The sequence below is a fragment of the Pedobacter sp. 01T416_2 genome (genome assembly GCF_056398925.1).
This window is the reverse complement of sequence record NZ_JBFTQI010000036.1, coordinates 1-15,475: the sequence shown is the minus strand read 5'-3', so window position 1 is coordinate 15,475 and position 15,475 is coordinate 1. Positions and strand designations below refer to the sequence as shown.

Sequence of the window (15,475 nt, the reverse complement as noted above, 5' to 3'; positions counted from 1 at the left end):
ACCTTGGATAAGGTTGAAAACTTGGGCGTAAAACTAACCAATTGTGGGGTTAAAGACATCGTTTTACCTGGTGACGTTAAAGAAATTATGAACCAGGTTTTAGTTGCCGAAAAAAGAGCCCAAGCCAATATCATTACCCGGAGAGAAGAAACAGCATCAACCAGAAGTTTGTTGAATACAGCTAAATTGATGGAAGACAATGCAATGTTGTACAAGTTGAAAGAGATGGAATATGTAGAGAAAATCGCAGAAAAAATCAACAACATCAGCTTATCAGGCAGTGGACAAATTGTAGATCAATTGAAGCAAATCTTCGTAAAATAAATTAAATTTAGAAACCCTCGGTCAGGTGAGTATTACCTGCCGAGGATTGAACAAGAAATAAAATGAACAACAACATAACAGGTAATAACCTGATCGAAATAGGTTATTCCGAAGGAAAAATAGTAGGCATAGCATTAGATATCCTGAAAGAAAATTTCGCGAATATTGAGGAAAAAGAATTATTGGCCTTATTTAAAAAAGTAAAAGAATAYCCGGAAAGTTTTTTGGATGACGAGGTATTAAATGTATTGGCAACTGCTGTGATCGAGGAAGCCAATCCAAAATCAGATGGGACCATTGAACTAATCAACAATGCTAAAGATTATTCAATTTTCGGTGCCGATTATATAGAAGAAGGTGCCCGAAACCAAATGGATATCGCCATGAAACTGCCAGTTTCGGTAGCTGGGGCATTAATGCCCGATGCCCATCAAGGCTATGGTTTACCAATTGGTGGCGTATTAGCGACTAGAAATGCAATTATCCCTTATGGTGTCGGTGTAGATATCGGTTGTAGAATGGCTTTAAGTATTTTCGATATTCCAGAGAAACATTATTTTGGGAAAGATGCAATGTATAAACGCGAATTAATTGCTTTCACCAAATTTGGTGCGGGTCAGAATTTTAAAGGTAATGAAAGGGCTGATCATGATGTTTTAGAAAACGACGCTTTCAACGCTACTCCTTTTCTTAAAAATTTACACGGAAAGGCTTGGGCACAACTGGGTACTTCGGGTGGTGGAAATCACTTTGTAGAATGGGGGATTATTGATTTTGCCGAACGTGATGAGATTTTAAATATCGATAAAGGACGTTACGTAGCATTATTGACCCATTCGGGTTCCCGTGGTTTTGGCGCAACCATTGCAGGTCATTACACCAAACTGGCTAAAGACATATGTAAACTACCTAAAGAGGCTGTAAACCTGGCTTATTTGGATTTAAATTCTGCCGAAGGACAAGAGTATTGGATTGCCATGAATTTAGCCGGCGATTATGCTTCAGCCTGTCATGAGGTGATCCACAAAAGATTAACCAAGGCAATTGGCGCTAAAGTTTTAGCCAAGGTAGAGAACCACCATAATTTTGCATGGAAAGAAATGCTTGATGGAGAAGAAGTAATTGTCCACCGAAAAGGTGCTACACCAGCAGGTAAAGATGTGATGGGGATTATTCCAGGAAGTATGACCGCACCAGGATTTTTGGTTAGGGGAAAAGGCGAAATGAGTGCAATCAATTCAGCATCTCATGGTGCGGGACGTCAAATGAGCCGGACCAAAGCGATTCAATCGATTACCAAATCGGATATGAAAGCGATTTTGAAAGATCATAATGTTACCCTAATTGGTGCAGGTTTAGATGAAGCGCCAATGGCCTATAAAGACATCAACAAAGTGATGGCAGCGCAAACCGAACTGGTTGATGTAGTGGCCAAATTTGAACCTAAAATGGTGAGAATGGCTGATGATGGAAGCAGGGAGGATTAGTTTTTAGCCTGGAGTCCTTAGTCTGGAGTCTACTGTACAGTCGTCACCCTGAATTTATTTCAGGGTCTATCTCCCAATAAAGATGCTGAAATAAATTCAGCATGACGACCAAGTTAGGAAACGAATCAAAATGTTCGTTGGAGTAAAAATAAAGAAACCCTCTTAAGTTAATTTTGAAGAGGGTTTCTTATCTAATTTATAATCTTTACTTCAACTTACTCAAAGCGGTTTTAATCCTTGGCAACATATCTTTAATATCCTGCAGGGTACAAGCACCAACCGAAGCCCTGAACCAAGGCATACTGTCTTCATTTCCAAAAGCAGAGAATGGAACCAAAGCTGCTCCAGCTTCTTTAATCAGATAGAAATTTACATCTGCACTATCTTTTAAAACTTGACCATCTTCAGTGGTTTTTCCGATATAATCGATTTTAATGGTCAAATAAATCGCGCCCATCGGCTCAACAGCATCAACATTAAAGCCTTCGTTCTTTAATTCGTTAAATCCATTGTAAAGTGCGTTTAAGCTATCTTGAATCTGACCTTTAAAACTGGTTAAGAAAGTATCAACCTGTGCTTTATCGTTAAAATAATTAGACATAGCCACTTGCTCGGCTTTTGGCGCCCAGGCACCCATGTGGCCAACTAAAGCTTTCATTCTATTGATAATATCCTCCGGACCAAAACCCCATCCTACACGTACACCAGTTGCCGCCAAACATTTCGAACTACCATCAACAAAAACAGTAAACGGACGCATTGTAGGGCGTAAGGAAACTGGATTTACATGTTCTTTTCCGAAAGTTAAAAGCGAATAAATCTGATCGTACATCATGTACAATGGTTTTTCGTCGGCACCACGTGATGCATTTTCTTCTAAAACAGCATCACAGATTTCAGCTAAGGAATCGGCATCGAACATGGTTCCTGTTGGGTTTAATGGCGAGCACAGCGCCAATAAGGTTGCCCCTTTTAAATGCGGTTTTAATTGCGCTGCAGTTGGCATAAAATTATGCGCAGCATCGGTTTCTACCGCAATTGTTTTTGCCGAAGTTAAGTGAGAATAGTGGTTGTTATTCCAAGATGGTGCAGGGAAAACCACGGTATCTCCAGGATCGATCAAAGCCAGGTAAGTAGCATAAATTAAAGGGCGTGAACCACCAGAAACTAAAATGCTGTTGGTGTTGTATTCTAACCCAAATCTATCCTTTAACAATTCCGAAACCGTTTCTCTTAAAGGCAAAACACCGTCAGCAGGCGGGTAGTTGGTTTGGTTGGCGTTGTATGCTTCTACAATTCCGGCCTTTAATTCGGTTGGGATTGGGTAAATGTTTGCGTCAAAATCGCCTATGGTTAAATTAGCGATCGAAGCACCTTTGCGCTTCATTTCGTTAACTTCATTACCGATTTTTATAATTTCTGAGCCGATTAATGAACTGGCCAATACTGAAACTTTCATATACTATTATTTATTATCGATCTTATAATTAGCGAATTAAATCTTCTATTGCTTTATTCACTTTTCCGAAACCAAATTGAGACAATACTCCTTGCATTGCTGCAGCAATCTGCTCGTTGCACAGGTTGCCAATGCTCCCTTCGTGTGTATGATGTATTTGGCCAGACGGTGCAAAAGTACCATTTTCTATCTGTTCGCCAACAATTTTATAAGCCTCTCTAAATGGAACACCTTGTAAAGCCAGATCATTCACTACTTCAACGCTAAACAGATAGTCGTATTTTTTATCCTTTAAAATATCATCTTTTATCGTGATGTTCTGGAACATAAAAGTAGCAATCTCCAAACATTCGTTTAAAGAAGTAATTGCTGGAAATAGATTTTCTTTCAGCAATTGTAAATCGCGGTGATAACCTGATGGCAGATTGGTAATCATCATGGCAATTTCATTCGGCAAAGCCTGAATTTTATTGCAACGCGAACGGATCAACTCAAAAACATCAGGATTTTTTTTGTGTGGCATAATACTCGACCCTGTAGTCAGTTCTGCCGGAAAACTAATGAAGCCAAAATTCTGATTGATGAACAAACACACATCCATCGCCATTTTAGCTAAAGTTGCTGCAACAGCACTCATTGCCTGTGCTAAAACCCTTTCAGTTTTGCCACGCCCCATCTGCGCATAAACTACATTATAGTTTAAGCTTTCAAAGCCTAACAACTCAGTTGTTAAAGTTCTGTTTAAAGGGAATGAAGAACCATAACCAGCAGCTGACCCTAATGGATTCTTATTACAGATTTTCCATGCAGCCAACATCAATTCCATATCATCTGCCAAGCTTTCGGCATAAGCACCAAACCATAAACCAAAAGACGATGGCATGGCAATCTGCAAATGCGTATAACCTGGCATCAATTTATCTTTGTGCGTATTGCTCAGCTCAATTAGCTCATTAAACAAGATTGAGGTTTGGCCAACCATATCTTCGATGCAAGCCCTAAAGAACAGTTTCAAATCAACCAGCACCTGATCGTTACGCGACCGGCCACTATGGATTTTCTTACCTGCTTCGCCAATACGTTGTGTAAGCAACCACTCTACCTGTGAGTGCACATCTTCCACACTGTCTTCTATGGTGAAATTTCCAGCTTCAATTTCAGCATAAATATTTTTCAATTCTTGTTGAACCGTTTTCAGTTCTTCAGCGGATAGCAAATTAATAGTTTCTAACATTTGGGTATGCGCCAAAGAACCCAATACATCAAACTTTGCCATTTGCAGATCCAGTTCACGGTCTTTACCAACCGTAAAACGCTCTACAAACTGATTTACATCTATATTTTTTTGCCAGATTTTCATTAGTGATATTTTTTTCAATGGTTATGAAGAATGCTTCCGCAATTTTCATTTTAAATTTATTTAACCACAAAGTGCGCTAAGTTTTCCGCAAAGCACACAAAGCTATTCTATCATTTTACCACAGCGTACTCAGCGTTTTACACAGCGAACACCAGGAGTTGTAAAGCATTTAAGTTGGGCATCCAAGCCATATACCATCAACCTTAAAACCCTCAACCTTGTATAACCGGTTTCAGCATATTTACATAGCCCTCAACACCCTCTGCTACTTCTCGCACATACAAAAACTCATCAGCCATGTGCGATCGGCCAGAAAAACCCGGACCACATTTTACTGATGGAATATCTAATAACGCCTGATCGGAGGTAGTAGGCGAACCATAAGTAGTTTTTCCAAGGGCAACACCAGCCTGAACAACCGGATGGTTTTTATCAATCGACGATGGTTTTAAGCGGATAGACCGTGGGGTAACATCACAATCAACATTTGCCCTGATAATCTCTAAAACCTCTTCATTAGTGTAAGCATCAGTTACACGAACATCAACCGTAAAAGTACAATTTGCCGGAACAACATTRTGCTGCGAACCTGCGTTGATAATCGTAACCGTCATTTTTAATGGCCCAAAAACCTCCGAAACTTTTGGAAACTGATAGTTCCTAAACCATTCGATATCTTTTAATGCTTTGTAAATCGCATTCTCTCCCTCTTCACGAGCAGCATGACCGGCTTTACCATGCGATACACAATCTAATACCAACAAACCGCGCTCGGCAATGGCTAAATTCATTTCTGTAGGCTCGCCTACGATACCAAACTCCAGTTCGCCCAAATCAGGAAGAACCAGTTCTAATCCATTATTACCAGAAATTTCTTCCTCGGCAGTCGCTGCCAAACAGATATTGTATTTTAAATTTTCTTGCTTGTAATAATATAAAAAGGTTCCGATTAGCGACACTAAACAACCACCAGCATCATTACTGCCCAAACCAAACAGTTTATCACCTTCAATTGCAGCATCATAAGGATCGCGGGTGTAACCTGAATTAGGCTTTACCGTATCATGATGTGAATTCAACAAAAGTGTTGGCTTAGCTGGATCAAAATGTTTGTTGTAAGCCCAAACGTTATTCATTTTACGCTGAGTCTTAACTCCTCTCTCCTCCAAAAACTGCGCAATTAAATTCGCCGTCCGATCTTCTTCTTTACTAAAAGACTGGATGCGGATCAACTGTCGCAATAAATCCAGACTTTCTTTTTGTATATTTTCTAGTAACATAGTATCAAGTAATTAGTATTAAGTATTAAGACTAAACCCGTCTTTAAACTTTCTACCTTTTATTTTGGCTTTCAGTTTTATGTTTGCAATTAAGACTTTATGTCCTAAACCCTACACCTCTAACCTTCTTTGGTATACAGATTCCCTGCTTTTAAAGCCGAAAGTTTAATACCTTTTATCAATGATGAGCTAAAACCGTTATGTTCCATTTCATTTAAACCTGCTATGGTACAACCTTTCGGCGAAGTTACCTTATCTATTTCTGATTCTGGGTGTGTTCCATGTAATAAAAGCAAATCAGCCGCTCCTTTAGCCGTTTGAACAGCCATTTTTAAAGCTTCATCAGCATGAAAACCGATTTCTACGCCACCTTGCGATGCAGCCCTGATTGCCCTTAAAAAGAACGCAATCCCGCAGGCACAAAGCGCTGTTGCTGAAGTCATTAAATCTTCATTAATTTTCACAACAGAACCAACCGTTTCGAACATTTTAGTCACATCTGCAATGTTTGCTGCTGATGCATTATCGCTGGCCATGCAAGTCATCGATTGACCAATAGCAATTGCTGTGTTAGGCATTACCCTGATTACCTCAACATCATCACCTAATTTTTCCCTAACCGCAGCACAGCYCACGCCAGAAATTACCGAAATAACCAAATGTTTGGTCGGAACAATTGAATTTTGAATTTCATCTAAAACCGTATTTAATTGTTGTGGCAGAACAGCCAAAATCACAACATCAGCATCAACTACAGCCTGTTTATTGTTATTGCTTACATTAAAACCGGCTTCGGCGAATGATTTTAAATGATCAATATTTCTACGGGTAAGCGTAATGTCGCCTGCTTGAGCAAAATCGGCCTTTACCAAACCTTTCGCTAAAGATAAACCGATATTTCCGCTACCAATTATGGCTATTTTTTTTGTCATGATTATTTTCCCTTTAGTTTGCTTACACAGATTTTATTTTTTTTCTTCGGTTTGATTGCACAGATTTTTTGTGTTGAAAAGCAAACGATAAGTTTAGGTACCTCGACTAAAAACCTTCCACCCTCAACCTACTCACCTTCTACCTCTTTTCCCCCACCTTTACTTCAGCATTTTAGTACCAAAAGTTCCCTTGGCAAGTTCAGCGAGCTCATCGGCTTTGCCGATATAAACTGCAGAAACTCCTTTTTTAATCGCTTCAAAGGCATTGTGCAGTTTAGGGATCATTCCACCTTGCACAGTTCCATCGGCTTTTAAACCTTCAAACTCATCAGCTTTGATTTCTCTTACAACAGAAGCATCATCATTAACGTCCCTAAGTACTCCTTTTTTCTCAAAGCAATATACCAAACGGGTTTCATATAAGCTTGACATAGCCACCGCAACAGAAGAGGCTATGGTATCAGCATTGGTATTCAGAAGCTGAGTACCACCATCATGTGTAATGGCACATAAAACCGGAACAAAGCCAGCATTTAATAAAGTGCCTAAAGCATTCGCTGAAACAGAATTTTCATCTAAATCGCCCACAAAGCCGTAATCAATAACTGCACCTGCCATAGGGCCGGCCTCTGCACCATAAGTTTTGGTACTAACAGGCCTTTTTTTCGCTTTAATGATATTACCATCTGCGCCGGTTAAACCAATCGCATTACTTCCTTTGGCCTGTAGTTGGGCAACCATATTTTTATTGATCAGTCCGGCGTAAACCATCGTTACAATACGCAGGGTTTCGATATCGGTAATTCTTCTACCCTCAACCATTTTGGCTTCAATGCCCAACGATTCGCCCAGTTCAGTTGCAATTTTACCCCCGCCGTGCACCAGGATCTTATCTCCTGGCAATGCAGTAAAATCCAATAAAAACTGGTGTAAGTTTTCGGAGTTATCGATTACGTTTCCGCCGATTTTTATGATAGTGAGTTGTTTCATAATTTATTCTTACCGTGGTTCGTGTCTCCACGAATCACATTAATAGTTTTGTTTCACCATATTAATAATTTCGGTTCGCGGGGACACGAGCCGAGGCATATGATTTACAATTCCTCCAACATCGCTTTAATTACTGCCTGCGCCGCCCATAAACGGTTTCCGGCTTCGTGAATAACCAATGAATTTGGTCCATCCAAAATCTCTGATGATAATTCCAGATCGCGGCGTACAGGTAAGCAATGCATCACTTTAGCATCGTTTGTGAATTTTAATTTCTCATTATTCATCATCCAGCCATCAGGATAAGTTAACACTTTTCCATACTCTTTATAACTACTCCAGTTCTTCACATACACATAATCAGCACCGGCCAAAGCTTCTTCTAAATTATACTGAATATCGGCATTAGGCGTAAAATCTTCCGAAAGCTCGTAACCCTCTGGTTGCGCAATAGTAAAATCGATCATTCCTTCTGCCTGAGCTTTGCACATCCACTCTGCAAAAGAATTTGGTACTGCCTGGGGCAAAGCCTTTACATGAGGCGCCCAAGCCAAAACTACCTTTGGTTTGCGCCCATCAGGTTTCTTTGTCCAGGTTTCGTGAATGGTAATGATATCGGCAAAGCTTTGTAAAGGGTGACGTGTTGCACTCTCCAAACTCACTACAGGTACGGCACAATATTTCACAAATTTATTGAAGAAATCTTCGCTATAATCTTCCTCACGGTTATTCAGTTTTGGAAAAGAACGCAAGCCTAAAATATCGCAATATTGGCCCATTACGGCAGCAGCTTCGCGAATATGTTCAACTGTCGAACCATTCATCACTACACCATCCTGCGTTTCTAAAGCCCAGCCTTCTTTATCCAGATTCATCACCATTACATTCATACCTAAGTTTAAGGCCGCTTTTTGCGTACTTAACCGGGTACGTAAACTTGGATTCATAAAAACTAAACCTAAGGTTTTGTTCTTACCTAAATCTTGGTGCGCATAAGGATTCGCCTTTAACGCTAGCGCATCATTTACAAACTGTTTGATGCTTGGAACATCGTGTACGGAAGTGAAAAGTTTCATTTTTAATATAAATTAATTTATCCCGATCCGTCACCCTGAATTTATTTCAGGGTCTTTTCTACAAAATAGATGCTGAAATAAATTCAGCATGACGATCGACCAAATACACAGTATTTATTTTACCAGTTGTTTAAACGCCGCCAAAAACTCGTCAGCATGTGCTTTTGTTAAATTTAAGGCTGGCAACAAACGGATCACATTCGGTTTTGCCTCACCAGTAAAAATATGGTGTGTAAACAATAATTCTTTTTTAACATGCGCCAGTTCGGCAGGTAGCTCAATACCGATCATTAATCCACGGCCACGTATTTCTACCACCTGTTCAAATTTTTTCAATTCGGTAATTAGGTAACTTCCTACTTCTTCTGCATTTTTCATCAGGTTTTCCTGTTGCATCACTTCTAAAACAGCTAAAGCCGCAGCACAAGCTAAATGGTTACCACCGAAAGTTGTACCTAACTCTCCATGCCAAGGTTTAAATTTGGGCGCTATAGAGATTCCCGCTACCGGAAAGCCATTACCCATTCCTTTTGCCATGGTATAAACATCTGCTTTAACCCCAGCGTAATCGTGTGAGTAAAACGATCCTGTACGTCCGTAACCGCATTGTACACTATCTGCAATATAAACCGTATTATATTCATCGCAAAGTGAACGGATTTTTTGCAAGAAACTTTTCGAAGCTTCTTTAATGCCGCCTACACCTTGAATACCTTCAATAATAACAGCCGAAATTTCATTGCCCTGTGCTTTAAAAGTTTCTTCTAAAGCAACCTCATTATTGAAAGGCAAAAAGATTACATTTTCGGTCTGATTAACCGGTGCTACAATTTTAGGATTATCGGTTACGGCAACTGCCAAAGATGTACGTCCGTGGAAAGCGCCTGTAAAAGCAATTACCTTTTTTCTCCCGTTGTAAAATGAAGCTAGTTTTAAAGCATTTTCATTTGCCTCAGCTCCAGAATTACATAAAAAGAGCTGAAAATCTTTTTTACCAGAAACAGTTCCCAATAATTCTGCAAGCTGAACCTGCAAAGGAATTTTTACTGAATTTGAATAAAAACCAACTTTATTTAATTGATCAGTTAAGCGGTTTACATAATGTGGGTTGGTATGCCCGATTGAAATTACAGCATGACCGCCATATAAATCTAAATATTGTTGATCATTAGCATCCCAAACATTACTGCCTGCTGCTTTGGTTATTTCTATATCGTTAAGTGGGTAAACGTCGAATAGTTGCATTTTTTTTATAAGGTTAAAGACTAAAGACCAAAGACCAAAGCTTCCTGTGACATTTCATATAGCAGTAAGCCAAATCCAATAGCATTTAATCTTGGTTATTGTCGAAGGTGTTTAATTAAGCCAATTAACATTGCTTTAACCTCACCTGCCATTTTATAAATTTCAAAATATTTGCTTTCTTCAAGATAATCTAAATCTTTTGCAAGAAAACAAGCATATTCCATTTCTTGGACAGAGCCTAAAGCATTATCAAGAAAGTGGGCAAAATCTTTTTCAGTCCGCCGCCCTGCTCCCTCAACAATATTTAGTGGAACAGAATATGCAGCTCTTTTAACCTGACTTTGCAAGTCGTATTTCTCATGAGGAGGAAAAGCAGGTAAAATAACTTTATATACATGTAAAACCATTAGATGTGATTTTTTCCAAACGTCTAATTTTTGATAGTCTCTCATTTGATGTTTTAGTTATTCTTCATGCTACCTTCGCTTTAGACTTTAGTCTTTCAGCTTTGGTCTCTTCTACCTAAAAATTAGCTGCTTTTAACTTAAGTCCTGCTGTTTCATCCAAGCCGAACATTAAGTTCATATTCTGAACCGCTTGTCCGCTGGCACCTTTTAACAGGTTATCAATAACGCTGATGATAAATAATTTACCGCCATGTTTTTCTACATGAACCAGCGCTTTATTGGTATTCACTACCTGTTTTAGATCGATATTTTTCCGACTGACATGTGTAAATGGATGGGCACTATAATATGCTTCGTAAATATTTTGCGCCTCTTCTAAACTTAAATCACTTTCCAGGTACATGGCAGCTAAAATACCTCTTGTAAATGCACCACGCTGTGGGATAAAACTTAAAGCTTCAGAAAGTGATGGTTGCAACTGCAACAAACTCTCGCTAATCTCGTTCAAATGCTGGTGTTCAAATGCCTTATATATGGAAAGATTGTTGTTTCTCCAGCTGAAGTGCGAAGTGGTAGCTAAACTCTGTCCTGCACCGGTTGATCCCGTAGTTGCATTAATATGAACTTCATTCTTGATCAAACCTTTCGATGCCAAAGGCAACAAGCCTAATTGAATACAAGTTGCAAAACAGCCAGGGTTTGCGATATTTTTAGCTGCTTTAATTTTATCGCGGTTTAGCTCGGGTAATCCGTAAACAAAGTCTTTGGTCGAAAAGTTAGCATTTGCATGCAACCTGAAATCCTGCGACAAATCGATGATTTTAATGTTATCGCTAATTGGATTAGCGGCTAAAAACTTCTTCGCATCACCATGGCCAACACAAAGGAAAAGCACGTCAATATCCTGTGGAATATCGCTCACAAACTTTAGATCTGTATCGCCTATTAAATCAGTGTGTACATCAGAAATTAAGTTCCCGGCATTGCTTGTACTGTTTACAAAAGCAATTTCAACATTTGGGTGGTTAACCAAAATGCGTAACATTTCGCCTCCAGTGTAACCCGCACCACCAATTATTCCTGCTTTAATTTTATTCATCTCTATGCGTTTAGTGCTATTTTATAAAGAAAAAATTCTGAATCATTTTCTTGCTTAACAAATCCTATACTTTCGTACAGATGCTGGGCAGTATAGTTATCAACCGCTGTTTCCAGCTGTACAAATGTAGCTCCCTGAGTTTTGGCAAAACCCATGGCTGCTTTAATTAACTTTTCTCCAATGCCCTGCTTACGGTAATTTTCATCAACATATAAATCGTTCAAAATCCAATTTTTTGTTAATCTTACCGACGAATATTTTGGGTATAGCTGTGTAAAACCTATCGCTTCTTGTGTATTACTATCAGTAGCAACAAAAATGATAGACTCATTATGCTGTAATCTTTCATCTAGAAAAGCCTTAGCCATTCCGATGTCAGAAAACTGATTGTAGAATATGCGATACTGATTAAACAGACCAACTACTAAGTTGGTTTCTGTTAAATCTATCTGTTTGATTGTTATATTACTCACAATTTAAAGTTTTAAGGTAGAGGGTTTGAGTGTAAGGTTTGCACTAATCCACCTATGCCTTTTACCTTATGCCTCGTTGTTCACCTTATGCCAGATCATCACCTGGTTACCAAATATTTTAGAGAAACCTTTAACGTCTTCTCCGCTCCAGGCGTTATTCATTTCGCCATAGCTGCCAAATTTATTACTCATTAAATCATGGTTTGATTCAATTCCGATAACCTGGAAACGATACGGTAACAACTCTACAAATACTTTACCGCTCACAAATTTTTGCGTATCAGCTAAAAAAGCCTCAATATTCCGCATAATCGGATCGTGGAACTGACCTTCGTGCAACCAGTTACCATAGAAAGACGATAATTGTTCTTTCCAGCTTAACTGCCATTTGGTTAAGGTGTGTTTTTCTAGCGTATGGTGTGCTTTGATAATGATAATGGGGCCAGCTGCCTCAAAACCTACGCGACCTTTAATACCAATAATGGTATCACCAACGTGGATATCTCTACCGATACCAAAAGGCTGAGCGATTGCCTGTAATTTTTGGATTGCCCTAACAGGTGCTAATTTTTCACCATCAATAGCAACCAGTTCACCTTTTTCGAAGGTTAATTCTACCCTATGCGATTCTGTTTCCGAAACCTGGGTTGGCCAGGCGCTTTCTGGTAAGGTTTCGTGAGAAGTTAACGTTTCCTTTCCTCCTACCGAAGTTCCCCATAAACCTTTATTGATTGAGTATCTTGCTTTTTCTGCACTATATTCTACACCATGTTGTGCTAAATATTCTATTTCCGCCTCGCGGGATAATTTTAAATCTCTAATTGGGGTAATGATTTCAACCTCTGGGATAAGGATATTGAAAATCATATCGAAACGTACCTGATCGTTACCTGCACCGGTACTTCCATGAGCTACATAATCTGCACCAATTTTTTTCACGTAGTTGGCAATAGCTGTTGCCTGACTAACACGCTCTGCACTTACCGATAATGKATAAGTAGCATTTTTTAATACGTTACCAAAAACCAGGTACTTAATGCATCCTTCATAGTAACTTTCAGTTTCATCTACAACAGCATGCGATTTTACGCCTAAAGCATATGCTCTTTTCTCAATTTCCTGTAACTCTTCATCAGAAAAACCACCAGTATTTACAATTACTGAATGAACTTCTAATCCACGATCTTGTGCCAGGTAAATACAACAAAATGAGGTATCTAAGCCTCCGCTAAATGCTAAAACAACTTTTTTCATGCTATTTAAATAAAAAGGTAAATAAAAATAAAAGGGCTTTTAAGCCATTTTTTGGCTTAGGTTTAACAACTAAACGCTGTTTAATGCGCATAAAGCGCTCGTATAATTTGGGTTTCTTTTGCAGTTCTTCGGCAAATTGCTTGGCTACCTCATGTTTCTTCTCGGCCGGATCGTAAAGCAYAGCTGTACACATGCAGTTTTTGCGTTCCTTCATTTTTAAAATTTCGAAGTTTACGCAGCTTTGGCAGCCTTTCCAAAACTCTTCATCCTGGGTAAGTTCGCTGTAGGTTACAGGCTCGTAGCCTAAATCTGAATTGATTTTCATTACGGCCAAGCCTGTTGTTAAACCAAATATTTTTGCCTTTGGGTACAACTTTCTCGATAAACCGAAAATTTCATTTTTGATGGCTTTTGCTAATCCCGCTTTGCGGTATTTAGGACTTACCACTAAGCCACTATTGGCCACAAACTGTCCGTGGCTCCAGGTTTCTATATAGCAAAATCCTGCCCAGGAGCCATCTTTATGGAAAGCAATAACCGATTTGCCTTCTTGCATTTTATTAGAAATATATTCCGGCGAACGCTTAGCAATCCCTGTTCCACGAGCTTTTGCCGATTCTGCCATTTCGGTTACTATTTCTTCTGCAAATACACGATGTTCAGGAAGTGCAACCTGCACTATAAATTCGTTAATATCCATTCGTTTTCTAACGAAAAATTATAAGTATTCTTGTTAATTGGGTTTTTAGAGAGGATCAATTCCTCGTTACGTTTAGTGTAGGTACTAAATACGTGGAGTGAAATTTTGCCGGCTTGTGGGATAATAAAACACGGGCTGAAAATGATTAATAAACATACCTTTCCCAGACACATTTTGTGCTGTGGAAACAGAAAGTTTATATAAAATTTGTTTAATCATTTCTTGCGTATTAAAACGGCTTTAACTCTATTGAGGTGCAAAGGTTTAAATAAAAATCGAGTTACACAATAATATCATCATTTTTTTATGTTAAGCTTTCGATTTTATTGAACTAATCTGACTTAAACAAGTATTGAGGCCATTTATAAATTTATAAAAAATTCGAGTATCGTGCATTTCAGTTATAGATTCTTTTGCCAATTTTAACATTGTTAAAAAAACGCAACAAACTTTAACATCTGCTTAACATCATTTAACATCCCGTAATACGGTTTAAACTCAATATTTGTATGTCTGTAGCGAATGCGATCTGGCTATCGTTTTATGGATACTCCTTAAATATTAAATCAAATTTTAACCGTATGAAGAATTTTACGCCATTTCATTTCAAATCGATCCCTTTATTTGTTCTAATTGCTTTTACAGCATTAACTTCATGTAAAAAAACCGAGACTGCCGATCCCAACATATCTTATTTAAGGGTAATCAATGCATCACCTTCTTTGGCTACCTACAATGCTTACTTTAATGGCAGCATGGTTAATTCGGCAGCTTTACCATTTGGAGGCTCTGCTGCTTATCTTTCTTATGCCGCAGGCGCTTACAGTTTAAAATTTACAACGGCCAGTAGCGCAGAGAGCTTGTTAACCAAAACCGTTACTTTAAATGCAAGCACCTATTACTCTTCTTATTTAATTAATAAACCGGCGGCGCTAGATATTTATACCATTGGTGATGATCTTTCTATACCATCAACTGATAAAGCTTACATCCGCTTTATCAATTTATCGCCTGATGCACCGGCTTTAGACCTGGCCAAAACGAGCGCAACGACCATGCTGGTTACCAATAAAACTTATAAAAATGCGAGTGGTTTTATTGCTGTAGATGCAGGAACTTATACATTGGATGCAAAAGAAACTTCATCAGGAACAGTTAAAGCTACTTCCGCCAGCACCAGTTTTACAGCGGGTTATCATTATGACATTATTTGCGGTGGTTTGGTAACACCTGCAAATGAAACTGARCGTCCTTTAAGTTTACAGGTTATATTGATCAAATAAAAAAAGGCTTTTTGTGTTTACCCTTCATAAAAAAACGGCAATTTTCGTATCGAAAATTGCCGTTTTAATTCGTAGAAAAAGGTTATCTGCCCATTAAGGCTAAAGC

The 15,475-nt window shown here is 38.8% G+C and carries 15 protein-coding genes; 3 read left to right on the top strand and 12 right to left on the bottom strand.

All coding sequences use genetic code 11. The annotated features are described in order from the left end of the window. Together AC1DPQ_RS03165 and AC1DPQ_RS03160 are read left to right on the top strand one after the other, a co-directional pair. Positions 1-324: SPFH domain-containing protein (locus tag AC1DPQ_RS03165; RefSeq protein ID WP_477607901.1), on the top strand; the 324-nt coding region annotated here is incomplete at its 5' end. 62 nt (positions 325-386) lie between these two features. Continuing rightward, the gene (locus AC1DPQ_RS03160) at positions 387-1,811 is read left to right on the top strand and encodes an RtcB family protein (RefSeq protein WP_477579340.1); all 1,425 of its coding nucleotides are present in this window, start codon (positions 387-389) and stop codon (positions 1,809-1,811) included. 205 nt (positions 1,812-2,016) lie between these two features. Here AC1DPQ_RS03160 and AC1DPQ_RS03155 read toward each other — a convergent pair whose 3' ends face one another. The 12 genes from AC1DPQ_RS03155 to AC1DPQ_RS03100 form a co-directional block, all read right to left on the bottom strand. Continuing rightward, the gene (locus tag AC1DPQ_RS03155) at positions 2,017-3,270 is read right to left on the bottom strand and encodes a pyridoxal phosphate-dependent aminotransferase (RefSeq protein WP_477585117.1); all 1,254 of its coding nucleotides are present in this window, start codon (positions 3,268-3,270) and stop codon (positions 2,017-2,019) included. A 28-nt stretch (positions 3,271-3,298) separates the two neighbouring features. After that, a complete protein-coding gene (gene argH / locus AC1DPQ_RS03150; RefSeq protein WP_477585118.1) occupies positions 3,299-4,630 on the bottom strand; it encodes an argininosuccinate lyase in 1,332 nt (443 codons plus the stop codon). A 212-nt stretch (positions 4,631-4,842) separates the two neighbouring features. Beyond that, complete coding sequence (locus AC1DPQ_RS03145) at positions 4,843-5,910, bottom strand: M20 family metallo-hydrolase (RefSeq protein ID WP_477607899.1); 1,068 nt, start codon at positions 5,908-5,910, stop codon at positions 4,843-4,845. A gap of 119 nt (positions 5,911-6,029) precedes the next feature. Beyond that, positions 6,030-6,842: a pyrroline-5-carboxylate reductase gene (gene proC / locus AC1DPQ_RS03140; RefSeq protein WP_477607898.1), complete on the bottom strand. Its 813-nt coding sequence runs from the start codon at positions 6,840-6,842 to the stop codon at positions 6,030-6,032. A gap of 159 nt (positions 6,843-7,001) precedes the next feature. Continuing rightward, entirely contained in the window at positions 7,002-7,832 is an 831-nt protein-coding gene (gene argB, locus AC1DPQ_RS03135) for an acetylglutamate kinase (protein WP_477607896.1), read from the bottom strand. Between the two features lie 104 nt (positions 7,833-7,936). Then, on the bottom strand, positions 7,937-8,908 hold the full coding sequence (locus AC1DPQ_RS03130) for a Rossmann-fold NAD(P)-binding domain-containing protein (RefSeq protein ID WP_477607894.1): 972 nt from the start codon (positions 8,906-8,908) through the stop codon (positions 7,937-7,939). A 114-nt stretch (positions 8,909-9,022) separates the two neighbouring features. After that, positions 9,023-10,153, bottom strand: coding sequence for an aspartate aminotransferase family protein (locus tag AC1DPQ_RS03125; RefSeq protein ID WP_477607892.1), 1,131 nt, complete (start codon positions 10,151-10,153; stop codon positions 9,023-9,025). A 95-nt stretch (positions 10,154-10,248) separates the two neighbouring features. Further along, positions 10,249-10,605, bottom strand: coding sequence for a four helix bundle protein (locus AC1DPQ_RS03120; protein ID WP_477582546.1), 357 nt, complete (start codon positions 10,603-10,605; stop codon positions 10,249-10,251). A gap of 70 nt (positions 10,606-10,675) precedes the next feature. Further along, positions 10,676-11,659 carry an N-acetyl-gamma-glutamyl-phosphate reductase gene (argC, locus tag AC1DPQ_RS03115; protein WP_477582545.1) on the bottom strand — a complete coding sequence of 328 codons (984 nt, stop codon included), beginning with the start codon at positions 11,657-11,659 and terminating at the stop codon, positions 10,676-10,678. A gap of 2 nt (positions 11,660-11,661) precedes the next feature. Beyond that, complete coding sequence (locus AC1DPQ_RS03110; protein ID WP_477582544.1) at positions 11,662-12,132, bottom strand: GNAT family N-acetyltransferase; 471 nt, start codon at positions 12,130-12,132, stop codon at positions 11,662-11,664. Positions 12,133-12,198: 66 nt separating this feature from the next. Then, positions 12,199-13,386, bottom strand: coding sequence for an argininosuccinate synthase (argG, locus tag AC1DPQ_RS03105; protein ID WP_477607890.1), 1,188 nt, complete (start codon positions 13,384-13,386; stop codon positions 12,199-12,201). 1 nt (position 13,387) lies between these two features. Continuing rightward, the gene (locus tag AC1DPQ_RS03100; RefSeq protein ID WP_477607888.1) at positions 13,388-14,086 is read right to left on the bottom strand and encodes a GNAT family N-acetyltransferase; all 699 of its coding nucleotides are present in this window, start codon (positions 14,084-14,086) and stop codon (positions 13,388-13,390) included. A 509-nt stretch (positions 14,087-14,595) separates the two neighbouring features. Here AC1DPQ_RS03100 and AC1DPQ_RS03095 point away from each other — a divergent pair. Continuing rightward, positions 14,596-15,369: a DUF4397 domain-containing protein gene (locus AC1DPQ_RS03095; RefSeq protein ID WP_477582540.1), complete on the top strand. Its 774-nt coding sequence runs from the start codon at positions 14,596-14,598 to the stop codon at positions 15,367-15,369. The last annotated feature ends 106 nt before the right edge of the window (positions 15,370-15,475 follow it).